This window comes from Brachyspira pilosicoli, from assembly GCF_008016535.1.
In the GTDB taxonomy this organism is placed as follows: Bacteria; Spirochaetota; Brachyspiria; order Brachyspirales; family Brachyspiraceae; genus Brachyspira; species Brachyspira pilosicoli_A.
The window spans coordinates 1-25,202 of the sequence record NZ_SAXY01000065.1; the positions used below are offsets into that span (position 1 = coordinate 1).

Consider the following 25,202-nt stretch of genomic DNA (forward strand, 5'->3'; position numbering starts at 1 on the left):
GGAATCAAGCAAAGAGACATCTTCGTAAATTTAATGGAATACCAAAAGAACATTTTCACTTATTTATTAAAGAGTGTCAATTTAGATTTAATAATCCAAAAGTTGACAAACAGTTGGAAATTATATATAATTTAGCAAGAAAGGAGCTTTTTTAGTTATCTAGGACAGCCCCAAAAATAATATTGTTGTATAGTATTACTAATAACAATATTATTTTTTTTATTTTGAGGGAAAAGTATGCCAATATATGATGTAGAAATGATAAAGAAATTTTATTTAAACTATTCTAATAAAGTTAATAGTATAAAACAAAAATTAAATAGAGCATTGACTTTATCAGAAAAAATATTATACGCTCATTTGTATGATGAGAAAACAGTAAAAGATTTTAAGAGGGCAGAAGACTATGCAGATTTTCGACCAGATAGAGTAGCAATGCAAGATGCTACAGCACAAATGGCATTACTTCAATTTATGAATGCTGGAAAAACTTCTTCTGCAGTGCCTGCAACAATACATTGCGACCATTTAATAGAGGCTTGTAAGGGTGCTGAAGAGGATTTAAAAAATGCACTTAATGTTAATAAAGAAGTTTATAATTTTTTGGAAAGTGTTGCTAAAAAGTACGGGCTTGGTTTTTGGGAGGCAGGCTCTGGAATTATTCACCAAATAGTTTTAGAGAATTATGCTTTTCCGGGCGGCATGATGGTAGGAACAGATTCTCATACACCTAATGCTGGAGGGCTTGGAATGATTGCCATAGGTGTTGGCGGAGCTGATGCGGTTGATGTTATGACAGGTATGGAATGGGAATTAAAAATACCTAATATAATAGGGGTAAAATTAACAGGCTCTTTAAATGGCTGGGCTAGTGCAAAAGATGTGATATTAAAATTGGCAGGATTTCTAACAGTTAAAGGAGGCACTAACTCTATTATAGAATATTTTGGAGAGGGTGCTAATAGTTTATCGGCTGCTGGTAAGGCTTCTATTTGTAATATGGGGGCAGAGGTGGGGGCTACCACTTCAATATTTCCTTATGACAGTAATATAAAAGAATATTTAATTGCTACAGGACGCGAAGAGATAGCTAAACTTGCTAATGAAAACATAAATAATCTAAAAGCAGACGAAGAAGTGTATAATAATCCGGAAAAATATTATAATAAAATAATAGAAATTAATTTGTCTGAATTAGAACCATATATAAACGGCCCATTTACACCAGATGCAGCATGCACTATAAGTGAGTTCGCTAAAAAGGTAGAAGAAAATAAATATCCTACAGCTATGGAAGTTGGTTTGATAGGCTCTTGTACTAATTCTTCTTATCATGATTTAAGTAAGGCTTCTTCAATTGCTCGTCAGGTAATAGAGAAAAAATTAAAAGTAAAATCAAAAATAATAATTAACCCAGGCTCTGAAGCTTCATATAATGCGGCTTTAAGAGATGGTATAATTGATGATTTCAAAAAAATAGGTGCTATTATAATGACTAATGCATGCGGACCTTGTATTGGTCAGTGGAACAGAGAAGAGAAAGACAACACAAGAGCAAACTCAATAGTAACATCTTTCAATAGAAACTTCGCAAAACGTGCTGACGGCAACCCTAATACTCATGCCTTCGTTGCCTCTCCTGAAACTGTAATGGCTTTAAGCATTGCGGGAGATTTAAGATTTAATCCTCTTAAAGATAGTTTAATTAATGAAGAAGGAAAAGAAGTTAAACTCGATGAGCCTGTTGGAATAGCTTTGCCAAAAAACGGACTTAGCACAGAAAACAAAAACAGACAAAATGCACCAGACAAGAGTGTAGAAATTATAATAGATAAAGACTCTAAACGCTTACAGTTATTAAAGCCTTTTGATAAGTTTAATATAAAAGATTTTGAGAATATGCCTTTGCTTATAAAAGTTAAAGGTAAATGTACAACCGACCATATATCAATGGCTGGACCTTGGCTAAAATTCAGAGGACATTTGGAAAATATTTCAGACAATATGCTAATGGGGGCTGTTAATTTCTTTAACGGCAAAACAAACTCTGTATTTAATCAATTAACTAACAGTTATGAAGAGGTTTCAAAAACAGCAAAAGAATATAAGCAAAAAAATATATCTTCTATAGTGGTGGCAGAAGAGAATTATGGAGAAGGCTCAAGCAGAGAGCATGCTGCAATGGAGCCAAGATTTTTGAATGTTAAGGCGGTGCTTGCTAAAAGTTTTGCTAGGATACATGAAACTAATCTTAAAAAACAAGGGATGCTTGCTATAACATTTAAAAATAAAGATGATTATGACAAGATAGAAGAAAAAGATAAAATAAGCATATTAGGACTTGATGATTTTAGGCCTAAACAAAACTTAACTGTTAAAGTAATTCATCAAAATGGAAGTGAAAAGACTTTTGAAGCGGTTCACACATATAATGAAGCACAGATTGAATGGTTTAAAAACGGAGGAGCATTGAATAGTTTAATGAAAAATTGATTTATATAAATTTAAATGTTTGATATTCTTTATAGTATCTTAAATAAAATGCAGTTATTTTGGTTCTTTTATACCAATACCGAAGGCACTTCCTACGGTCGTAAAAGAACTGGGGGAGCGTGGGCTAGTCCCCGCAAATAAAAAACAATTAATAATAATAGGATTTTAATATGAGTAAAATAGAAATGAAAAATGGTAAATTGATAGTACCAAATAAAGTTACAATTCCTTTTATAGAGGGTGACGGAGTAGGTGCAGAAATTACGCCTGCTTCTCAAATGGTTGTAAATGCGGCTGTAAAAAAAGCCTACAAGGGAGATAAGTCTATTGAATGGCTTGAGGTGCTTGCAGGAGATAAGGCACAAAAAGAGTTAGGTACTCCTTTACCTGATGAAACTATAAACATTTTTAAAGAGTATCTTATAGGCATAAAAGGACCTTTAACTACTCCTGTTGGAGAGGGTATGCGTTCACTCAATGTGGCACTTCGTCAAACTTTAGATCTTTATGTTTGTTTAAGACCTGTAAGATGGTTTAAGGGTACTTCTTCACCTGTAAAAGAGCCTAATAAAGTTAATATGGTTGTGTTTAGAGAAAACACTGAAGATATATATGCAGGTATAGAATGGAAAACAGGGACAGAAGAAGCAAAAAAATTCTATAACTTCCTAAAAAACGAAATGGGAGTAACTAAAGTAAGATTCCCAGAAACTTCATCTTTCGGAGTTAAGCCTGTATCTGAGGAAGGCTCTGAAAGACTTATACGTTCTGCAATAGAATATGCTTTATTAAATAAACTTCCTTCTGTTACTTTGGTTCATAAAGGAAATATAATGAAGTTCACCGAGGGAGGATTTAAAAAATATGGATATGAGCTTGCTAGAAAAGAGTTTGCTGATAAAACTTTTACTATGGAAGAATATGCAGAAATAAAAAAAGAGTTTGGAGAAGATAAAGCAAAAGAAAAGTTAAAAGAAGCAAAAGCACAAGGCAAACTTATAATAAAAGATAATATTTGCGATGCATTTTTACAAAACACATTATTAAAACCAGAAGATTATTCTGTAATAGCAACATTAAACTTAAACGGTGATTATGTATCAGACCAATTAGCAGCTATGGTAGGAGGAATAGGAATAGCACCGGGCGGAAACATTAATTATAAAACAGGACATGCTATTTTTGAAGCGACCCACGGCACAGCACCAGATATAGCAGGAAAAAATAAGGCTAATCCTTGTTCATTGATACTTTCTTCTGTGATGGCATTAGAATATTTGAATATGAATGAGGCGGCAGGTTTAATAATAAATGCATTAGAGAAATCATTTGAAAGCGGATATGCTACAGAAGATTTGGCAAGCTTTATGGATAATGGCACTGCACTTGGCACAAGAGAGTTTGCAGAAAAAATAGTTTCTATAATGTAATAAAAAATAATATATTTAAGGGAATATTTATGAAAAAAGAGTATTTATTATACAAACTTTATGACCATTCAAGCAAAAGAATAAAAATAGATAGTGAGCTTTTTCAAAAATATAATGTAAAAAAGGGTTTAAGAAATGAAGATGGAACAGGTGTACTTGTTGGGCTTACTAATGTAGGTGATGTTGTTGGTTATGAAAAAGATGAAAATGGAAATGTATATCCTATAGACGGTAAATTGTATTACAGAGGATACAGTATTAATGATATAGCTGAAGACATATTAAAAAATAAACGTTTTGGATATGAAGAGGTTTGTTATTTGCTTCTTTCTGGAAAACTTCCTGATGAAGAGAGACTTGAGTCCTTTAGAGAGCTTATAGCTGAAAATATGTACTTAGATAAAAAAACTATAATGAATATAATTGATTTGGAAGGGCAAAATATCATGAATATTCTTTCAAGAAGTGTGCTTGAAATGTATATTCATGATCCTAATCCTGAAGACTTATCATTAGATAATTTAATGCTTCAGTCTATACAATTAATAGCAAGATTTCCTGCTGTTATTGCTTATGCATATAATATGTATAAATACAGCGTTGACCAAAAATATTTAAATATAACATTACCAAAACCAAAATATTCCATAGCAGAAAATTTCTTGTATATGCTTAAACAAGAGTTTACTCCTTTAGAAGCTAGAATGCTTGATTTACTTTTAATACTTCATGCTGATCATGGCGGCGGTAATAACTCAACATTTACAGTACGTGTTACAAGCTCATCAAGAACAGATACATATTCAAGCATTTCCGCTGGTATTGGTTCTTTAAAAGGGGATTTGCATGGAGGAGCTAATGCAAAAGTTATGGATATGTTTATTCATTTAAAAGAGGCGATAGATAATTGGGAAGATAAAAATGAAATAGATGAGTATCTAATAAAAATGCTTAATAAAGAGGCTTATGATAATAGCGGTTTAATTTATGGTATGGGACATGCAGTTTATACTTTGTCTGATCCTCGTGCTGTTATATTAAAAGATTTAGCTCGTCAGCTTGCTAAAGAAAAGAAAAAAGAGAAAGAATTTGCTTTTATAGAGTTAATAGAAGAGAGGGCGATAGAATGTTTTATAAAGGTAAAAGGAGATAAGAAAAGAGTTTGTGCTAATGTGGACCTTTATTCTGGATTTATATATGAAATGCTTGGTATAGCTAAAGAGCTTTATACCCCACTTTTTGCTATGTCAAGAATAGTAGGTTGGTGTGCTCATAGAATAGAAGAGCTTAATTTTGATGATAGAAGAATAATAAGACCAGCTTATAAAAATGTTATAGAGCCTCAAGAGTTTATAAGCATGGATAAAAGATAATTTTTATAGTAATGATTTTTAAAGGAGTTTTATTTTATATAAAGCTCCTTTTTATTATTAGAGTTGTTTCAAAACATTAATAAATATTTATATTGTTTTTAGTTTAATATTTAGTATATAAAATATAGTTAGTATTACTTTCTTAACTTGCAGTTTTTGGTTCTTTGACGAAGTCAGCACCCCAGTTCTTTTACGACCTAAGGAAGTGCCTTCGGTATTGGTATAAAAGAACCAAAAGAACTGCATTCTTATTATAAATTTTATAATTTAATTGTACATTAAAAGGCATTCCTCCGCACGACTAAGAAGTTATAATTAAAGTATAACATTACCGTGCGGCAAGGTGGTACAGCTCGTACGCGGGAAAAAGTTAAATAAAAGAAAAACTTATATTATAAAATATAGTTATTTAGATATTTTATTAAAACCTTTGAAAATATATTCAAACTTTATCTAATATAAGTGTTAAATCTTTTTTATCTATTACAATATTTGCTTCCTTTTTTAAAACTTCTTTAGCACAAAAAGCAGCCTTTTTTTTAGCATATTTAAACATACTTAAATCATTAGCACCATCACCCACAGCTAAAGTATCATCATAAGAAATATTAAGAAGCTTTTGTAATCTTACAAGCATTTCTCCCTTGCTGTTTGAAAACATCATTTCCCCTCCAACTTTTCCTGTAAGTATATTGTTTTTTATGTGAAATATATTTGCAAACTCTCCGTCTAAATTAAGTTTCTGTGCAAATAGGGTAGTGGCATTTTTAAATCCTCCAGAAAAGCATACACATTTATAACCTTTCTTATGAAGCTCGTGAATAGTTTCTTTTGCTCCATTCATTACAGGAAGATTATTACAAATTTCATTAACAGTTTCTAATTTTATTCCCCTAAGTAAAGCAACCCTCATCTCTAAACTTTCAAAAAAATCAATCTCTCCTCTCATTCCTTTTGCTGTAATATCAGAAATCTCTTTTGCAAAATTAGTTTCTCTTGCAATAATATCTAGAGTTTCACCGTCCATTAAAGTGGAGTCAAAATCAAAAACTGCTAATTTCATTTATATTTATCCTTATAGTGTATATTCTGAAGTAAGTTTAATATACTTTGGTTGATGAACGCCTTCTATTTGTGATATTTTCTCTATCATAGTATTGTCTATTATTCTGTCAACGTTTATAGCCATTATAGACATATTACTTCCTTTTATGTTTTCTGATACATTCATAGAGCCAATATTTATTCCATCACCTGATAATACAGTTGCTACTTTTGCTATCATCGCAGGCTGGTTTATATGCGGAACTATCAATATATGAGGCTGAGGCTTTATTATAACATCATAATCGTTTAACCTAACTATTCTTGCTATGTTTTTGGCTATTAAAGATACAGATACATTATTAACCTCTTTATCTGTAGTAAGTTTTACTTTTAATATGCCAGTAAATGTAGAAGGAGTTTCAGATTTTATTGTTTTTACTTCTATCCCTCTTTGTTTTGCAAGATAAGGAGCATTAACATAATTTACATCTTGAAACATTGAAGATAATGCCCCTTTTAATACTGCTACTTCAAGAGGCTGAATATCTAAATCTATTAATTCTCCCTGTGCTGTTATTTCAAAAGATTTAATTTTGCCGCTAGATATTTGCATTATCATCTCACCTGCATTTTCTGCTATCTTCATATAGTCTTTTACAGGCTCTAATTTTTCAGGATTAAGCGAAGGTATATTAACTGCTGATTCAGTGTATCCTCCAGAGAGAACTTGTTTTATCTGTTTAGCAACATCTAAAGCAACATTTATTTGTGCCTCTTTTGTACTAGCACCAAGATGAGGAGTAAGTATTAAATTGTCATTTTTATATTCAACTAATGGGCAAGTTTCTATCTTTGGTTCATTAACAAAAACGTCTACTGCAGCAGCTGCTATAGTGCCATTTTCTAATGCCTGTTTTAAATCTTCTTCATTAACAAGTCCACCTCTTGAGCAGTTTATAATTATAGCATTCTTTTTCATCTTGCATAAATTATCTTTATTTATAATGTTATTTGTTTCAGGAGTTTTTGGTATATGAAGAGATAAATAATCCAATTTAGGTAAAAACTCATCTAAAGAAGTTTCGTATACGGCTCCAGCTTTCTGAACTATTTCTTCTGTTGCAAATGGGTCATATACTATAACTTTCATTCCAATAGAAAGAGCAATATGCACAACCTTTCTTCCTATTCTTCCAAAACCCATAACACCTAAAGTCTTTCCAAAAAGCTCATTTCCTGTAAACTTATCTCTGTTCCATTTTGCTTCTTTTGTAGAAACTACAGCAGGAACTATATTTCTTGATACAGCAAGCATTAAAGCAATAGTATGCTCTGATGCTGCAATAGTGTTTCCGTCTGGTGAGTTTACTACTATTATTCCTTTCTCTGTGGCAGCTTCAACATCTATATTATCAACACCAACTCCTGCTCTTCCTATAATCTTTAAGTTCTTTCCAGCTTCTATAATTTTTCTTGTAACTTTTGTCTGGCTTCTTACCATTAAAGCATCATATTCTCCTATTATGTTAGCAAGCTCATCTTCGCTCATAGTAGGAAGAAATATAACTTCAGAAGTATCTGCTATTATATCCTTGACGCATTCATTTATCTTATCAGTTATCAAAACTTTCATTTTGCAATTCTCCATTTAATTTAATGTGTTATAATTTTTTAGTATATATTTTTTTAAATAAAAATATTAATTTTTTATTTTGTAGTTTTCTGAAAAACTTTTGAAGCATGAAAATCAAACAAATAAAAATTAATAATTTGTATATAAAATAATTATTATTTATTTAGTTCTTCTATTAGCTTTTTAACTCCGCTTCCAACTTCAAATTTGTATCCTAATTTAATTAAGCTAGCTTCTAATGCTCCCATTGCCATTATTAAATCTCTTTCGCATACAAATCCTAAAGTACCCATTCTAAATATTTTATTTTCTAAAGTTCCCTGTCCATTAGCAACAACAATATCATAATCATCTTTCAAAGTCTTTCTTATATCAGGGACAGTTATTCCTTCTGGTGGAAGTATTGAAGTGATAGCATAGCTTGCATTATTATCATCTTCCACAAAAAGTTTTAAGCCTATAGTTTTTATGGCAGCTCTTAAAGCAAGAGAAAGTTTTTTATGTCTTTTATTAATATTTTCAATTCCCTCTTCTTTAATCATTTTTAAAGATGTATGAAGTGAGGTTATAAGACTTACTGCAGGAGTAAAAGGTGTAGTATCTTTAGCTAAAGATTTTTTATGTTCTTTCCAATTAAAATAAAAGCTAGGGTATTTACATTTTTCATGCACTTTAAAAGCGTCTTCACTTGCAGTTAAAAATGAAAGTCCCGGAGCTATCATAAATCCCTTTTGAGAGCCTGATAATGCAACATCAATATTCCATTCATCAGTTTTAAACTCCATAGCACATAAACTTGTTATACCATCAACAACTGATAATGCTCCATGTTTTTTTATTATAGAACATAATGTTTTTACATCATTAGCAGCACCTGTTGAAGTTTCACTATGTGTGAGTGTTACTATTTTTATGTCTTTATTTTTATTAAAAGCCTCTTCAAGCATTTGAGGTTTTATTACTTCGCCAAGAGGCACTTCCACTTTTATAACTTCAGCTCCTCTGCTTTCTGCAATTTTTGCCCATCTTGCACCAAAATTACCAATTATCAAACACAATACTTTATCACCCTCATTAACAATATTTTCTAATGCTGCACACATTGCTCCTGTTCCGCTTGCTGTAAATAAAAATACATCATTCTTAGTTTGAAACACATATTTTAAATCTTCATAAACTTCTTTTAATATATTTGAAAATTCTTTGCTTCTATGTGCCATAGGATGTTTTGCCATTTCTATCAAAGCAGATTCTGGTACAGGTGTAGGTCCCGGTATCATTAAAAAAGTTTTATCTCTCATCATGTAATCTCCTAAAAAATACTATTTAAATATATTTAGATATTATATTACTTTATACATATTTTACAATACTGTATTTAGTAATATTTTAAATAATTTTTTATATATTTATCGTTTTTATATGATAAAATCAATATTTTAGTTTAAATCTGATGTACAATTTGGACATTTTACAGCTTTAATATTTATATTAGAATAACAATAAGGGCATACTTTAATTTCTTTTTTATCTTCTTTTTTTTCTTTTGGAAGTTTTTCTTGTATTTTGTTTACCACTTTTATTATTATAAAGATAGAAATTGCTGTGATTATAAAACTTATTATAGCGTTAAAAAATATTCCAACACTTATAACAACAGCACCAGCATTTTTTGCCATCTCTAATGAAGTGTATGGACCTTGGTTTTCTATTCCTTTTTTTATCACTATAAATATATTAGAAAAATCTATTCCGCTAAGCATTAAACCTATTGGAGGCATTAAAATATCTCCTACAAATGAGTTTACTATTTTACTAAAAGCAGAACCTATTATAATACCAATAGACATATCTATTACGCTTCCACGCATTATAAAATTTTTGAACTCTTTGAGCATAAATTATACTCCTTAATTTTTCTGTTATGTAATTATATAATATATTTAAAAATTATTGTATCAGTTATGATACATTTATTTTTAGTAGTGTTATTTATAGTATTAAAAGTTTACAAGGCTGTATTTTTTTGTGTATATAAATGATACATATATTAAAATAAGTATTTGTTTTATTTATAAAAACAGATAATAAATGTATAAAAAATATACAACTTACTAAATAATATTTGGCATAATTCTTGCATAATATATAGTGTAGCAAAAATAAAAATGCTACTTACTATTAATTGAAAAAAAAGGAGATTTTGTTATGTCAAGAATATTTTTACCTGCTTTACATTCTATATTAGATGATTTTGATAATTTTTCTAATGTTGATAATTTTTATAATTTTTATAATGAAGAAAATAGCATTTCTAAATATAGCGATTATAAATTAGAGGAGAATGATAATAGCTATACAATAGAGATGGATATGCCGGGAGTAAAAAAAGAGGATTTGGATATTGGTATAAAAGAGAATATGCTTTCAATATATGCTGAAAGAAAGAAAGTAATGAAAAGTGATGATGGTGACAAAGAAGAAATTGTTTCAAAATATGAACAAAGCTTTAATATTAGCGTGAAAGGAATAGATATTGAAAACATTTCTGCTAATTTTGAGAATGGTGTTTTAACTCTTACTCTTCCAAAAAAAGAAGAAGTTAAGTATGAGAAAAAAATAGAAATAGCTTAAAAAATAATATATATAAAAAAGGAGATTAGTATTATGTCAAGAATGTTTTTCCCAATGTTTAGTAGTAGATGTCATAGCGGAGATAGTTGTATGAGAGATTATTCTTTTTATAAAAGAAACTACAATATAAATGAAGATGATAAAGGCTATACAATAGAGATGGATATGCCCGGAGTAAAAAAATCAGATTTAGAGATTGGAGTAAAAGAGAATATACTTTCAATATATGCTGAGAGAAAGAAAGTTATAAAAAGCGAAGAGGGTGATAAAGAAGAGGTTGTTTCAAAATATGAGCAGAGCTTTAACATTAGCGATAAATCAATAGATGTTGATAATATATCTGCTAATTTTGAAAATGGCGTATTGATTCTTACTCTTCCAAAGAAAGAAGAAGTTAAGTATGAGAAAAGAATAGAAATAGCTTAAAAAATATATTGCCTTGTGAAATGCATGCATTTATGATGCATGCATTTTTTATTTTAAAATTTAATTACATAAATAATATTTTAAATAATTTATCGTTTTAGTATATATCTAAACAATTATATTTTATCGTTTTTTTATTCAACTTTTCCCGCGTACGAGCTGTACCACCTTGCCGCACGTTAATGTTATGCTTTAATTATAACTTCTTAGTCGTGCGGAGGAGTGCCTTTTAATGTACAATTAAATTATGAAATTTATAATAAGAATGCAGTTCTTTTGGTTCTTTTATACCAATACTGAGTAGGTGTCTATCGGCAAAAGAACTGGGGCGTGTACCCTAAGGGCACGCTTCGCAGGGGGTAAAGCCACCACAAATCACAAACTTAAAAAAATTGTCATATAAGTTTTTTATTTTATTCAACTTTTTCCCGTAGCAAAAAGTACGAGTGTTTTTACTCTATATCTTAGAATATATATAATACTTGTATTTTGACTAAAAATGCAGTTCTTTTGGTTCTTTTATACCAATAAAAGAACTGGGGTGCGGGGCAAAGCCCTGCAAATATCTTAATTTAAATAAATAATTTTTTATATTAATGTATATTAAAAAAATTAAGTTTGTAAAAATTTTATTGTTCTTTTTCCCGCCTTCGCACCACAGGCACTTCCTTCGGTCGCGGTGCGGACTTCGTCAAAAAACCAAAAAGTGCAAGTAAAAAAGAATATTAAACTATATTAATTTTATAAAAATACAGTCTTTTACTTTTTTGGGTCATACCTGAAGGTAAGTATTTCGGTCGTAAAATAATTAGGGTACGGAAGAAATTCCTGTAAATAGTTAAAATAAAAAAGCTAATTTTTGTTAATAGATTTTAAAATATATATAATTACTAAATAATATAATCTTTAGCTATGCTTCTTAATCTTTTAGCTCCAAGTACATGGAAATGTCTTAATTTTCTTAATGTTTCACTAGAGAATGTATTTAATGGCACATAAACTATCTCTACTTTTGTTGTCATTTTAGCAAACTCTTTTAATATGTTTGATGGCGGAGTAGGGGCAACGTAACCTAAATATTTGTCCACAGAATAAACTATAGCAGTATACAACAATAAATCAGCATAATTTCTCACTATACCATCTTTTTTAAGTTTAGCATATTCTCTCCATACATTATACGGAGCTTGAGGAGGCATTAAAGAAGCATAACCCCCAAAAGAGCATTTTGATATACCGGGACCAACCAAAGTGTTACCGGGCTCTGTTGAATAAAGTATTAAATCACTATCATCATGTGCTTCGCTATACCAAACTATATTCCAATCATAATTTTCGTCATGTTCCTCATCAAATATCACAACCATATGCCCAATATTGCCTTTTATCTTTGGAATCTCTTTAACATATATCTCTTTTTTATAATAATTTCTTATAGTCTCACGCATATCAATACCGTCTTTAATGCTCACCTTAAAAGGCTCTATTTTTGCCTTATCCTCTGTAAGCATATTTCTAATTTTGTTTCTAAGTATATTCATATGCTTTTCCATAAGCACATCTTCAGGTATATGTGAAAGCAAATTAGTTCTTTTATTCCAAGTATCAGCCCATTCACCGTCATATTTTTCTTTCGGACGTGTTGTAACATGCACTTTCTTAAAAGAAGTTTTCCATATATTATCATATTGATGAAGCTTTATTTTTTTGTCTTTTAATAAACCTTCCATTCCGTTAGTGGCAGGGTCACGGTTTAATTTTATTGTAGGATAATCTTCATCTTCATCTGTATAGTAAGGATAATATTCCATACCTTCCATTACTTCCAAAGCATAATCATTATTAATCATACACTTTGAAGCTGTAAGCATATCTATATAATCTGGAAGAATATAATTGTCTAATATACATAAGTTTCTTAAATATTTCATCATATTCTTTTGCTGCAGCATAGATATAGGAAGCTTGTATCTTAATTTAGCCTCTCTAAAAATAGTTTCTATAATTTCTATTTTATCAAACTTATCTAATTCATTGTTTCTATATTTCTCATACATATAAGAAGTAAATGGAAACTCTCCAAGTACTTTATTTATAGAGTTTTCATGTATATTAAATATTTTGTTGTTATCTTCATTATATTCAATATATTCAATTTTTTCATCATTAATTTCGATTTTTTCTTTTTTAAGTAAATTTAAAATATTATCCCAATGCGACATTCCGCAAACAAATAATATTCTTTCATGCTTTTGAGAGATATTGCTTAACTCTCTAGCCATAAATAATTCTCTCTCTTCATCTATTTTAGTTTTTACGAATGAATAATTACTTTTAACTTCATTATAAAAACTTTCAAGCCCAATTTTATTTAATAAATAATCATCAGGCATAAGATAATGAGAATTAGTGTTTATCGATGTGATATCTTTATCTATTGTATATAATGGCAGCTCTTCATCTATTGAAAGCCTTATAGCTTCTATAATAGAATCGCAAGGGTCAATAGGTATATAAACAGCTTCGTTTTCTATTTCTCTTATAATTAAGCTAACAAATGGAAGTCTAGCAACAGCATTTTTTAGAGATTTATAAAAGTTTAAAGGCTGCTCTACTACTATGGCATCAGGCTTAAAATTATAAAAAGCTTCCCTCACAGCCAAAGCAAAATATACCCTTGAATGTATAGAAGGTATAGCTAAAATATTATTATATCTTAAAACATTAGAATCAATATTAACTATATTACTCATAAAAAATTATTAATCAAAAAAAGAATCAATTATACTGTCAAGATTGCTAGTGTCTTCTAAATAAGTATCACAAACATTGCAAGTCTCTTGAGGTATTTTGTCTTTTATAAATAAATCTGTAGTAAGAGTAGGGCAAGAAGAGCTAGGCAATTTACCGCTTCTTGCACACACTTCTAATCTCACAACATTTTCAGGCTGAGAGTACCAAGTAGGTTTTATATCTTTTAGTGCAGCCACCATATATTTACCCCAAATAGGAGCAGCAACTATTCCTCCAACTTGATGGTTACCAAGAGAATATTTGAAAGAGTCAAAACCAATCCATATGCCAGTGGTAAGTTCAGGGGTATATCCCACAAACCAAGCATCTTTCCAGTCATTAGAAGTACCAGTTTTTCCAGCACCCATTCTAGTAAATCCTGCTTCATACATAGCACTAGTAGCAGTACCGCCTCTAAGTACTCCAGCCAATATATCGCTAATCATGTAAGCCACTTCTTCACTCATTACCTGTTTAGCTCCGCCTCTAAGACTGATTTCTCTTTTTAAATCCTCTTCAAAATTGTCCATCATAACGCCGTATCTATCTGTAACATATCTTATAAGTATAGGTTCAACCTCTTTACCCTTGTTAGCTATAGTAGCAAATCCTGTAGTAAGCTCTAATGGCGTGAAAAGTCCTGTACCAAGTCCTAATGTCAAATCTGGGTTAAACATTCTCTTAGATTTAGCATCGTCAGGCTGTGCTTTAAATATAGGCTCTATATATCTTATGGCATTTGTAATACCAACATAGTTTACAACATTTACAGTAGCAATGTTAAGCGAAACAGCTAAAGCATATCTTAAGCTAACATCTCCCTTAAAATTGTCCGAATAGTTTTTCGGTATCCAAACTTTTCCTTCTTCTCCTTCCTCTGGTACAAAACCAATAGGAGCATCGCTTACTATAGTTGCTGGGTTATAGTTAGTTACGTCCATAGAAGCAGCATATACAAAAGGCTTAAATGCACTTCCTGCCTGTCTTCTTGCTTGAGTAGCTCTGTTAAATTGGTTTCTTGGGGTAAATTCTGAGCCTCCAACCATTGAAACTATATATCCATTTCTTGGGTCTATTGCAACTAACGCCCCTTCTATTTGACGGGATAATTCTGCCTCATCTGCCTTCATTACTTCCATCATAATATCATTAACTTCTTCCATACCAAACATATCCGAAATAAGTGCTAGTGAACTTGATGTGTCTTGGTTAAGAAGTGAACGAACAGCTATAGAGAATTTATTTCTAGCCATATTTTCTGGAAGCTCAAATAATAAAGAAAGCATTTCCACTTTATCTATAAGCTCTCTGTCATAGATAGTGCTTATATCCATAGAACCGCCTTCATATTTATCATTATATTCTTTTAAGGCCTCAGTTAATAATTTTTGTGCAGCTTCTTGTTTTTCTATGTCTATAGTAGTGTATATTTTAAGTCCATCTTCTTTTAATGCTTTTTCACCGTATTTATCAATCAATTCTCTTCTAACATATTCTGTAATATATGGAGCTCTGTCTATTGAAGCACTATAAGCAGTAGAGCCTCTTCTTCCTATCTTTCCGCTATAAGAAGCCCAAAATTCTTTGTAGGCATTATCTGCTTCATCTTTGCTTATAAACTTCAAATCTGTCATTCTTTTTAGAACAACTTTATGTCTGCTCATAGATATATTTGGATTATTAATAGGCGAATATGTGTTTGGTGAAGGAGGAAGTGTTGCAAGCAAAGCACATTCTGCTAAATCCAAATCTTCTACATTCTTATTAAAATAAAATCTGCTTGCAGCCTGTACTCCGTAAACCGAATGGCCGAAAAATATTTGATTGAAATATAATGTTACTATTTCTTCTTTAGTTAATCTCTTTTCTATTTGAAATGTTACCCATATCTCTTTTAATTTTCTTATAATAGTTCTTTCTCTGGATTTTAATACTATTCCTCTTGCTACCTGCTGAGTTAGTGTGCTTGCTCCTCTTGGTCTTTTACCAACAATCATATTACCAATAGTGCCTCTAAATATACCTATTATATCTATACCGTCATGTTTCATGAAATTATTATCTTCCATAGATATAATTGCTTCTATAAGATGAGGAGGCAAATCTTTATATTCCACCAATGACCTTTGTTCCGAGAAAAACTCTGATATCACTTCGCCTTTTATGTCGTATATTTTTGTTGGTATTGTAGGTTTATATAGTTCTACTGCTTGAACGTCCGGCTGCCTTATAATATCTGCTATTAAAAATGCGAATACTAAAGTGCCTATAGAAAATATTATAACCAATACTGCTATATATATTTTTATGAATTTATTAAGGTTTACTGTATTATATTTATTTTTTAAATTAGATAGTTTGTTTTTGAAAAAATCTTTTACTTTCAATTTTTTATCCTAAATATTTTAAAGTTATTCTCTATATTATAAAATAATTATTCAATTAATCAAGCATATAAATTATAGTTGATTTTAAAATAATTATAAAATTTTAGTTATTAATAGAGTAATATCATCGAATTGAGCAACCTCATCTCTAAATGCAACAGTTTCTTCTACTATATCATCTAATAATTCTTTAGGATTATCATAGTCATTTTTAAGGAGTTCTTTTAATCTATCATCTCCGTAAACCTCATCAAATTTATTAAAAGTATCAGTTACTCCGTCTGTAAATAATACTATTGTGTCATTTGATGAATATTTTACTTTCTTATTTGTATAAACTTCATTTTTTACAAATCCTAATGGCTTGCCTCTTGCATGCAGCTCTTCTATTATTTTTGTATTTGAAGTTTCATCTTTTTTTACTAAATATTGAGGTAAATGTCCGGCGTTAGAATAAGTTAAAGTTTTATTTTTTGTGTCTATTACAACTAAAAAACAAGTAACAAACATTCCGTTTTTAGAATCTTCATAAATATGCCTATTTGTGTATTTTAATATGCTTGCTGGGTCATCTATTTGGGAGAAATAAACTCTTAATATAGACCTTGTCATAGTCATAAAGAAACCAGCACCTAACCCTTTGCCTGATACATCTGCTATTATAAGTGCATATTTACTGCTGCTTATTTTTATATAATCATAAAAATCGCCTCCAACATTTTTACTTGGTATGCTTATTGCAGCAATATCAAATAAGTTATCATTTGGGAAATGTGTTGGAAGTACACTTTTTTGTAATTGCTCTGTATAGTTAATTTCTTCTGTAAGAGATTCTTTTATTTTAGACTCTTCAGATAAAAGTACATGCATGTAGTTTTCACCCAACTGCTGTGCTAACATTTCTAATAACATTAAGTTGCTTAAATTATATGGTTTATTAATATTTCTCTCTGTAGCACATAAAAAGCCTATTATTTCATCTTTTATAATTATAGGTGCTGCTATAAAACTCTCTCTATTATATCTTAAAGATTTATTTGGTTTAAATCTAGGATCTTTAGAAACATTAAAAGAATAAACAGGTTTTTTAGTTTTTAATATTTCAGCAAGTACATTATCTTCTACAGTAACTACGCCATATTGCAAAATATCTTCATCAATACCTATTGCAGCTTTAAATTTAAATACTCCATTTTCTTTTAAGATCACTGAAACTCTATGTGCTTCAAAAGCTTCGCATACTATACTAATGTTGTTGTTTAATATTTCATCAACCGTTTCGCATCTATTGATTGATATAGACATCTCATATAAAGCAGCAACTTCATATGCTCTTGATTGTGCCTTTTCATAATTAATCTTGTTTACTAAAGATAAAGATACTAAATGAGCAAAAGATTTCATTAATACAGTATCTTTTTCTACAAAATTACCATTTTTTTTATTTAATAGAAATATTGCCGCTATATTTCTTTTTCTAATTTTTACAGGTACAAATAATATATTTTTTAATTCATCTCCTATCATATCTTTTAAAGGCACAAAATTTGAATCTTCTTTTGGGTCATTAGAATATAATGAAGCTGAGGTGGTGTATGCTCTTACTGCTATTGGTTTATCATTATCTATAATAGAGCCAAAACATTTATCACCTAAAGGTCCTATAGACATTTCGAAGTTTAAATTACTTAATTCTTGATCTACTAAATATAAAAGTATTGTATTTGAATTCATAACAGCTTTTATTTCAGAGATAAGAGTTATTAAACTTTCTTCATAATCTGTTGAAGAATTCATTTTTTTTATGATATTAGAAAACACCTCAATTTTTTTTTCAGGGTTATCAATTATTTCATTTATATTCACTAAAACCTCTACATATTAGCCGTTTGAAGTAGATTATATCATAGTGTATTTTATAGTCAATATATTTGAATATAATATATGTTTAGGAGTATGAGATATTGGACATTTTTTAGTATAAAAAAAGCAGTATCCTTGTTATAATATTTTGATATAGAAAACAAATAAAAGGATACTACTATGAAAAGAGATTATAGCACAGAATTTAAATTATTTATAGTGGATGAAGCATTAGAAACTAAAAATATTAAAAGATTTTTAAAGATGGAAAGAATAAATAAATCCACTTTTTATACTTGGCTTAAGAAATATAAAGACACTGGAACTGTTACTAATCTTACCACTAGACCGAAAACTTCTCCAAATATCTTTAATAATCAAGAAGCTATTAATTTAATTATTGAACTCTATACTAAAGAATATCGAGGTAAGCATTATATTAAAGCATATTTGAACCGTGAAGGCATTAAGATAGGGGTTACAGCTATAGAGAATGTACTAAAAAGAAATAATCTTTGGAGATACAAAATAAAAAAGAAAAAGAAGCGATATGATAAACGTAAATTTGTCTCTAAAATACAAAAAGAAGGCAAAATAGTTCAAATAGACACTAAATATATCAAATTAGGCAGAAAAACAGTTTATCAATTCACTGCTGTAGATTTAGCTACACGTTATAGTTGGAGGCAAATCTATGAAGATAAAACACCTTATAGTGCTTTATCTTTCTTAAAATATGTCTTAAAAACTTCACCTTTTAAGATACAGGCTATACAAACGGACAATGGTATGGAATATACATACCGCTGTATCAATACCTCTAAAATCAATATTTTTGATGAATACTGCTTAAAAAATAAATTAGAGAGGAGATATATTCCTATAGCAACACCAAGATACAATGGTGTAGTAGAAAGAGTACACGGCATAGACGAAAGAGAATTTTATTCACGATTAAATAAAAATATAACTGTAGAATTATTAATAGAAAAATTAAAAGAATATACACATTTTTATAACAATCAAAGATTGATTTCTTCGTTATTGTATATTACAATCAAAGAAAGAATCAAAAATATTATAGCAAGTAAAAGTACAATATCTATGGCTCCATGACATTTGAATATAATATATTTTATAAAATAATAATTTAGAAAAATTGACATTAAGTAATATTTATTGTAATATATTAAATAAAAAATCGGAGTAATCTTATGCACCGCACCGCACCGCACCGCACCGCACCGCACCGCACCGCACCGCACCGCACCGCACCGCACCTAATATATTATAATTCTTTAATAAATTTATTTTTAAATAAAAAATTTATAGTCATGGAGTTATTATGTTATTTAGCTCCATGATTTTTTTGTGGCTTTTTCTGCCGGTAGTTTTTATATCGTATTATTTTATTAAAAAAGAATATAGAAATATTTTATTATTAATAGCAAGTATTATATTTTATGCTTGGGGCGGAGTTAGTTATACTTTAATAATGTTCTCTTCTATAATCATTAATTATATTTTTGCATTATTAATAGATAAAACTATAGAAGAAAATAATAAATTAAAAAAGAAAATATATTTAGCCTTATGTATAGCAATTAATTTATCAATATTAGGTTATTTTAAGTATACCGATTTTGCTATATCTATAATCAATTCTGTATCAAAAAAAGAAGTAATTCAATTGAAAAATATAGTTCTTCCAATAGGTATATCATTTTACACTTTTCAAGCTTTATCTTATGTAATAGATGTTTACAGAGAACATAATAAAGCTCAGAAAAATATTATAAATTTAGCTTTATATATATCTTTCTTTCCGCAGCTAATAGCAGGACCAATAGTTAAGTATCATGACATAGATACTCAAATAACAAATAGAACAGAGAGTTTAGAGAATATTAGTTATGGAATAAAAAGATTCATTTACGGACTGTCAAAAAAAGTAATACTAGCCAATATGTTTGCTTTATCCTGCGATGAAATATTAAAACAGCCAATAACTGATATAGGAACTGCATTAGCTTGGATAGCAGCAATTCTTTACGCTCTTCAAATTTATTATGATTTTTCAGGTTATTCAGATATGGCTATAGGTTTGGGGCATATGTTTGGTTTTAAATTTTTAGAAAATTTTAATTATCCTTATATATCAAAGTCAGTTCAGGAGTTTTGGAGAAGATGGCATATATCTTTATCCACTTGGTTTAAAGAATATTTATATATACCTTTAGGCGGAAATAGAAAAGGAAAATATTTTACTTATATAAATTTATTAATAGTTTTCTTTGCTACAGGTTTATGGCATGGTGCTAGTTTTAATTTCATTCTTTGGGGCTTATGGCATGGATTATTTTTAGTGATAGAGCGTATATTTTTAGGTAAGTTATTAGAACAAAATAAATTAAAGTTTATAAATCATATATATGTAATATTGGTATTTGTACTTGGCTGGGTATTATTTAGAGCTAATGATCTGAAACATGCTTTAGAATTATATAAATTAATGTTTAGTTATAAAGAAAGTATATTTACAGTAAGATATTTCTTTTACCCTCAGACACAAGTATGTTTTGTATTTGGTATTTTATTTTGCGGCTTACTTCAGAGTGTATTTCCAAAGATTAAAACAGCCATATTTTCAAGCAGAGTTTATGTGTTAGAAAGTGTTATTCAATTCATACTTTTATTTATTTGTATTATGTATTTGGTTAATGGTACTTACAATCCATTTATTTATTTCAGATTTTAAGAGAGTTGTTCTATGAAAAATATAAGATTATTTAATAAAATATTGTTATCTATAGGTGTTATTTTTATAATACTAACATCAATTTTATTTGTTTTAGGAAGGATTAATAGAGAAGGGTATTTATCAGAAATTTTTATTAACGCAGAAGATACTTTTAAATTAAATAATATTGATATAGAAGATACTAAAGAATTATTTGCTTTAGATGATAAATTAGATTATTCATTATTAACTAATTATATTTTAACAAATTCTAATATTTCAAAATATAGTTACAATTTTAGAATAAAATATTATAGTAAAATATTTAGAAATAGTGATATTTATGGGGTTTATACAGATACTAACAAAATTATTCAAGATAATAATTTTATAAAAGAAATAAAATTTGATTATAAAGGAAGTCCTTTTGGTATTCTAATATCATCTGATAAAATAGAAAGTAATATTGATAATGTCAAATATTTTTTGAAATTAAAGTTTTCTAATTTATTTTTATATTTAATATTATTTTATCTGTTTGTTATTTTAGTATATATTTTTAGAAAATCATTATTTAATATTTTTCATTACATCTTTTTTCTTTTCAAAAAATATAGGAAATTGTTATTAATATATTTAGTGATATATATATTTTTTTGGGTTTCTTTATCTATTTTAGGTAATATTGAGAGAGAAGGTTATTTATCAGATATTTCTATCAATGCTGATGATACTTTAGAATTAAATAACATAGATATAGAAACTACTGAAAAACTATTTTCTTCAGATGATAAATTAGATTATTCATTATTAACTAATTATATTTTTACTAATTCTAATATTTCAAGATATAGTTATAATTTTAGAATAAGTTATTATAGTAAAGTATTTAGGAATAGTGACATATACGGAGTTTATTTAACTACTAATAGTTTGCCTAATTATATAGTTAAAACAGAATTTTCAGAAAAAGGTAATCCTTTTGGAGTTTTGAGTTCAGATAAAATTATAGAGGAAAATATAGATAATATTCAATATAGTCTAAAAATAAAATCTAGTTTTTATATTATAATTTTATTAGTTTTTATATTTTTGAGTATTTTTGTTTATCTATTAAGAAATACTATTAAAAATATAAATAGATATGTTTATATATTAATAATATTTTTATGTTTTTTAATTATGCCTAATATAATATATAAAGTATTTTATAATAAATTTGATCACATCAATTATGAGAATAGAGTTTTTTCTTCAAAACCAATATTAGATATAAAGCATTTAGATAAATATCCAAAAGAGTATCAAAGTTATTTTAATGATTATGTTTCTTTTAGAAATGAATTAGTGCAATTAAAAAATATAATTGATATATTTTTTTTTAAGCATATTCATAATGATAGGGTTTTATTAGGTAAAGATAATTGGTTATTTTTTAAAACACAAAATTTAATAGAAAAGTATATTGGATTAGATTCTGAATATTTTACAAAAAGTGAATTAGAACAAGTAAAATATAATTTGTTGCATTTTAATATGGAACTGAAAAAATATAATGTGGATTTTATACTTATGATATGTAATGATAAACAATTCATATATACTAATTATATGCCTGACTATATAAAAAGGAAGAATATTATTTCTCCAGCAGATAAATTAGTAGACTATATAAGTAATAATACTAATATAAAATTAATTTATACAAAAAATAATTTATTGAAATACAAAGATAAATATCAACTATATTTTAAGTATGATACGCATTGGAATTACAGTGGGGCATATCTTGGATATATTGATATTTTGGATTTACTTGGTATAGAATATAACAATATTGACTCTGTTAATATTCTATTATTTGATAACAAAGATAGTTATAAAATGAACTATTATAAAAATATATATAATAACCCATATAATGATATGTCATATATGTTAGCATTAAATAAGTTTGAGTTTTATAATAATGATAAATATCCTGCTATATCAAATTATTTAAAAGAAAATTTTTTTATAGCTCCATCAAATACATTTGAACCTTATTTTAAATCATTTTCGATTTGTAACAATAGTATAAAAAAGAAAGTAATGTTTATAAGAGATTCTTATATGAACAATATGATTGATTATGTAGGTGAGAAATTTACAGAATCTATATATTATGATCCCACTGCATTTAGTTACAATTCTTTATTAAAAGAAAAACCTGATGTTATAGTATTGGAAATTATAGAAAGAGATTTGAAGAATAGACTACTGAATATTTTGCCTAATTATAAAATAGAAGAAATTAATAAAGATTTAAAAACAAATTATGTTGCAACGAATAATTAAATTGACAAAACTTTTATATTTAGTATTATATAATAATTATTATATTGAGGATAAAAATATTGAAAATAAAAGATATAGGCTTTGATGAATATTTTGAGAAATTAGTCTTATCAGCTTTGAAGGTTAATAGTTTAGAAGAAATTAATAACAAAGAACTTATGCCTGCTAGGGTGATAAGGATTAATAAAAGATATTACACACTTTTTTCTGATGAGGGAGAGTTTTTAGCAAGAATAAAAGGAAAGATTAGATATAACTCTGAAGTGCAAAGCGAGCTTCCTGTGGTTGGTGATTGGGTACTAATGAAAAAGTCTGATAATAATGCTTTTATTGATACTATACTTACAAGAAAAAATATTTTATATAGAAAAGCTAATATTAAAAAAAATGATATACAGGCTATAGTAAGCAATATTGATTATGCTTTTATTATAGTAGGAATTGATAATGAAATGCCGATGTCTGCTATTGCTAGATATTTGTCAGTTGTTCACACTTCTGGAATTAAGCCAATAATTGCAATAAGTAAAATAGATTTATATGAAGAAGCTGAGTATAAAGAATTGTTGGCAACTATAAAAGAAACTTATCCTAATGAAACAGCTTTTGCATATAGTTCGAAAACAGGAAAGAATGCTGATACATTTTTGAAATATATTAAGAAAGATACTTCATCAGTTTTTATAGGGGCATCAGGTGCTGGAAAATCTACTATTATTAATTATCTTTTGAAAGATGAGAAGATGAAAACTCAAGAGGTGAGAGAGTATGATTTTAAAGGAATGCATACCACAACTCATAGAGAGCTTTTAGTATTAGAGAGCGGAGGCGTTGTAATAGATACTCCAGGTTTAAGAAATTTAGGTCTTTGGGAAGATGATAAAGGTATAAAGAAAACTTTTGAGGATTTGGAAGAGTACGCTAAAAAGTGTAAATTTAAAGACTGTACTCATCAGCATGAACCAGATTGTTATATATTGGAGCTCCTTGAAAATGATGAAATACCTTACGAGAGATATGATGCTTATATAACACTTCTTAATGAAAACAGAGAGTTGCAGAAAAGTTCTATAGAGATAAAGAAAGATAGAAAAATGGCATTGAAGAAAATCACTAAGCATAGAAATAATTATAAGAAAATGAATATAAAAAATAAAAAATGATTTGTTTTTATAATTATCTTTATTAAAAATTAATATACATTATAGTTTGTAATGTAAATTTATTTTATTGATTTATATTAATATTTCAAAAAAAAGTAAACTTATAATAAATTTGTTTACAAAAAATTGACAAATTCTATTATATTTATTATACTGTTTTTTATAATGAGTATTTTAGAAATTAAATGGAGATTTTTTATGAAGAAAATTATATTTTTTATAATGGTTTTTAGTTTATCTTTATTTGCTCAAAGAACGTCTTTAATGGATGCTCTAGAAAGAAAAGATACTAAAAGTGCTATAGAATTAATAAACTCGGGAGCCAATATTAACACAAAAGACACAATGGGAGAAACTCTATTGATAGAGGCATCAGAAGAGGGACTTACAGAAGTTGTTAAAGTTTTAATAGAAAAGGGAGCAGATTTAAATGCTGTAAATGTTAGAAATAGAACAGCTTTGAGCAGAGCTTCATATAAAGGTCATACTGAGATAGTTCACATGTTGGTGAATGCTGGAGCAGATATTAATATCAAAGATAAATACGGAAAAACAGCATTAAACTATGCAACTCAAAGAGGACATAAAGAAATAGTTAAAATTTTAAAAGATGCATCTTCTAAATAATTTTTAAATATTATCAATATTTTTAACATAAAAAAATAAAAAAAATATTAAATTATATTAAAATTATAATATTTGTCATGGAGCCATAGATATTGTACTTTTACTTGCTATAATATTTTTGATTCTTTTTTTGATTGTAATATAACCTAACGAAGAAATCAATCTTTGATTGTTATAAAAATGTGTATATTCTTTTAATTTTTCTCTCAATAATTCTACTGTGATATTTTTATTTAATCGTGAATAAAATTCTCTT

At 28.1% G+C, this 25,202-nt stretch carries 17 protein-coding genes and 2 pseudogenes; 11 read left to right on the plus strand and 8 right to left on the minus strand.

The annotated features are described in order from the left end of the window. The 4 genes and pseudogenes from EPJ72_RS11000 to EPJ72_RS11015 form a co-directional block, all read left to right on the plus strand. Nucleotides 1-155 (plus strand): annotated as a pseudogene (locus tag EPJ72_RS11000) (IS1595 family transposase); the annotation flags it as partial. A gap of 82 nt (nt 156-237) precedes the next feature. Continuing rightward, nucleotides 238-2,493: an aconitate hydratase gene (locus EPJ72_RS11005; RefSeq protein WP_147732188.1), complete on the plus strand. Its 2,256-nt coding sequence runs from the start codon at nt 238-240 to the stop codon at nt 2,491-2,493. A gap of 170 nt (nt 2,494-2,663) precedes the next feature. After that, a complete protein-coding gene (gene icd / locus EPJ72_RS11010) occupies nt 2,664-3,923 on the plus strand; it encodes an NADP-dependent isocitrate dehydrogenase (RefSeq protein WP_147732189.1) in 1,260 nt (419 codons plus the stop codon). Between the two features lie 29 nt (nt 3,924-3,952). After that, entirely contained in the window at nt 3,953-5,296 is a 1,344-nt protein-coding gene (locus tag EPJ72_RS11015) for a citrate/2-methylcitrate synthase (protein WP_147732190.1), read from the plus strand. Nucleotides 5,297-5,738: 442 nt separating this feature from the next. On the opposite strand, the gene serB is transcribed toward EPJ72_RS11015, so the two are convergent. The 4 genes from serB to mscL all read right to left on the minus strand — a co-directional run bounded on the left by serB (nt 5,739) and on the right by mscL (nt 9,874). After that, entirely contained in the window at nt 5,739-6,359 is a 621-nt protein-coding gene (serB, locus tag EPJ72_RS11020; protein WP_147732191.1) for a phosphoserine phosphatase SerB, read from the minus strand. 12 nt (nt 6,360-6,371) lie between these two features. Further along, nucleotides 6,372-7,976, minus strand: a complete 1,605-nt coding sequence (serA, locus tag EPJ72_RS11025) for a phosphoglycerate dehydrogenase (protein WP_147732192.1) — start codon at nt 7,974-7,976, stop codon at nt 6,372-6,374. Between the two features lie 155 nt (nt 7,977-8,131). After that, nucleotides 8,132-9,277: a pyridoxal-phosphate-dependent aminotransferase family protein gene (locus EPJ72_RS11030; RefSeq protein ID WP_147732204.1), complete on the minus strand. Its 1,146-nt coding sequence runs from the start codon at nt 9,275-9,277 to the stop codon at nt 8,132-8,134. A 138-nt stretch (nt 9,278-9,415) separates the two neighbouring features. Next, a complete protein-coding gene (gene mscL, locus EPJ72_RS11035; protein ID WP_147732193.1) occupies nt 9,416-9,874 on the minus strand; it encodes a large conductance mechanosensitive channel protein MscL in 459 nt (152 codons plus the stop codon). 310 nt (nt 9,875-10,184) lie between these two features. Here mscL and EPJ72_RS11040 point away from each other — a divergent pair, with 310 nt between their 5' ends. Together EPJ72_RS11040 and EPJ72_RS11045 are read left to right on the plus strand one after the other, a co-directional pair. Next, on the plus strand, nt 10,185-10,610 hold the full coding sequence (locus EPJ72_RS11040) for an Hsp20/alpha crystallin family protein (protein WP_147732194.1): 426 nt from the start codon (nt 10,185-10,187) through the stop codon (nt 10,608-10,610). Nucleotides 10,611-10,643: 33 nt separating this feature from the next. Next, nucleotides 10,644-11,036, plus strand: coding sequence for an Hsp20/alpha crystallin family protein (locus tag EPJ72_RS11045; protein ID WP_147732195.1), 393 nt, complete (start codon nt 10,644-10,646; stop codon nt 11,034-11,036). An 890-nt stretch (nt 11,037-11,926) separates the two neighbouring features. Here EPJ72_RS11045 and EPJ72_RS11050 read toward each other — a convergent pair. The 3 genes from EPJ72_RS11050 to EPJ72_RS11060 all read right to left on the minus strand — a co-directional run bounded on the left by EPJ72_RS11050 (nt 11,927) and on the right by EPJ72_RS11060 (nt 18,082). Next, a complete protein-coding gene (locus EPJ72_RS11050; protein ID WP_147732196.1) occupies nt 11,927-13,789 on the minus strand; it encodes a conjugal transfer protein TraB in 1,863 nt (620 codons plus the stop codon). 9 nt (nt 13,790-13,798) lie between these two features. Continuing rightward, nucleotides 13,799-16,216, minus strand: coding sequence for a penicillin-binding protein 1A (locus EPJ72_RS11055; protein WP_147732197.1), 2,418 nt, complete (start codon nt 16,214-16,216; stop codon nt 13,799-13,801). A 93-nt stretch (nt 16,217-16,309) separates the two neighbouring features. Then, on the minus strand, nt 16,310-18,082 hold the full coding sequence (locus tag EPJ72_RS11060) for a SpoIIE family protein phosphatase (protein WP_147732198.1): 1,773 nt from the start codon (nt 18,080-18,082) through the stop codon (nt 16,310-16,312). A gap of 177 nt (nt 18,083-18,259) precedes the next feature. Between EPJ72_RS11060 and EPJ72_RS11065 the strand changes: the two genes are divergently transcribed. From EPJ72_RS11065 to EPJ72_RS11085, 5 genes are all read left to right on the plus strand, one after another. Continuing rightward, on the plus strand, nt 18,260-19,195 hold the full coding sequence (locus EPJ72_RS11065) for a DDE-type integrase/transposase/recombinase (RefSeq protein WP_147732199.1): 936 nt from the start codon (nt 18,260-18,262) through the stop codon (nt 19,193-19,195). A 229-nt stretch (nt 19,196-19,424) separates the two neighbouring features. Then, the gene (locus tag EPJ72_RS11070; RefSeq protein WP_147732200.1) at nt 19,425-20,837 is read left to right on the plus strand and encodes an MBOAT family O-acyltransferase; all 1,413 of its coding nucleotides are present in this window, start codon (nt 19,425-19,427) and stop codon (nt 20,835-20,837) included. A 12-nt stretch (nt 20,838-20,849) separates the two neighbouring features. Next, nucleotides 20,850-23,156: an alginate O-acetyltransferase AlgX-related protein gene (locus EPJ72_RS11075; RefSeq protein WP_147732201.1), complete on the plus strand. Its 2,307-nt coding sequence runs from the start codon at nt 20,850-20,852 to the stop codon at nt 23,154-23,156. Between the two features lie 59 nt (nt 23,157-23,215). Then, complete coding sequence (gene rsgA / locus EPJ72_RS11080; protein ID WP_147732202.1) at nt 23,216-24,319, plus strand: ribosome small subunit-dependent GTPase A; 1,104 nt, start codon at nt 23,216-23,218, stop codon at nt 24,317-24,319. Between the two features lie 198 nt (nt 24,320-24,517). Continuing rightward, complete coding sequence (locus EPJ72_RS11085; protein ID WP_147732203.1) at nt 24,518-24,946, plus strand: ankyrin repeat domain-containing protein; 429 nt, start codon at nt 24,518-24,520, stop codon at nt 24,944-24,946. Between the two features lie 75 nt (nt 24,947-25,021). On the opposite strand, the pseudogene EPJ72_RS13085 reads toward EPJ72_RS11085, so the two are convergent. Then, a pseudogene (locus tag EPJ72_RS13085) lies at nt 25,022-25,202 on the minus strand (hypothetical protein); the annotation flags it as partial.

Coding starts and splice junctions, on each gene's coding strand:
- serA (WP_147732192.1), bottom strand. CDS start 7,976: ATGAAAGTTTTGATAACTGATAAGATAAATGAATGCGTCAAGGATATA.
- EPJ72_RS11070 (WP_147732200.1), top strand. CDS start 19,425: ATGTTATTTAGCTCCATGATTTTTTTGTGGCTTTTTCTGCCGGTAGTT.
- EPJ72_RS11040 (WP_147732194.1), top strand. CDS start 10,185: ATGTCAAGAATATTTTTACCTGCTTTACATTCTATATTAGATGATTTT.
- icd (WP_147732189.1), top strand. CDS start 2,664: ATGAGTAAAATAGAAATGAAAAATGGTAAATTGATAGTACCAAATAAA.
- mscL (WP_147732193.1), bottom strand. CDS start 9,874: ATGCTCAAAGAGTTCAAAAATTTTATAATGCGTGGAAGCGTAATAGAT.
- EPJ72_RS11075 (WP_147732201.1), top strand. CDS start 20,850: ATGAAAAATATAAGATTATTTAATAAAATATTGTTATCTATAGGTGTT.
- EPJ72_RS11005 (WP_147732188.1), top strand. CDS start 238: ATGCCAATATATGATGTAGAAATGATAAAGAAATTTTATTTAAACTAT.
- EPJ72_RS11045 (WP_147732195.1), top strand. CDS start 10,644: ATGTCAAGAATGTTTTTCCCAATGTTTAGTAGTAGATGTCATAGCGGA.
- EPJ72_RS11085 (WP_147732203.1), top strand. CDS start 24,518: ATGAAGAAAATTATATTTTTTATAATGGTTTTTAGTTTATCTTTATTT.
- serB (WP_147732191.1), bottom strand. CDS start 6,359: ATGAAATTAGCAGTTTTTGATTTTGACTCCACTTTAATGGACGGTGAA.
- EPJ72_RS11065 (WP_147732199.1), top strand. CDS start 18,260: ATGAAAAGAGATTATAGCACAGAATTTAAATTATTTATAGTGGATGAA.
- EPJ72_RS11050 (WP_147732196.1), bottom strand. CDS start 13,789: ATGAGTAATATAGTTAATATTGATTCTAATGTTTTAAGATATAATAAT.
- EPJ72_RS11030 (WP_147732204.1), bottom strand. CDS start 9,277: ATGAGAGATAAAACTTTTTTAATGATACCGGGACCTACACCTGTACCA.
- EPJ72_RS11015 (WP_147732190.1), top strand. CDS start 3,953: ATGAAAAAAGAGTATTTATTATACAAACTTTATGACCATTCAAGCAAA.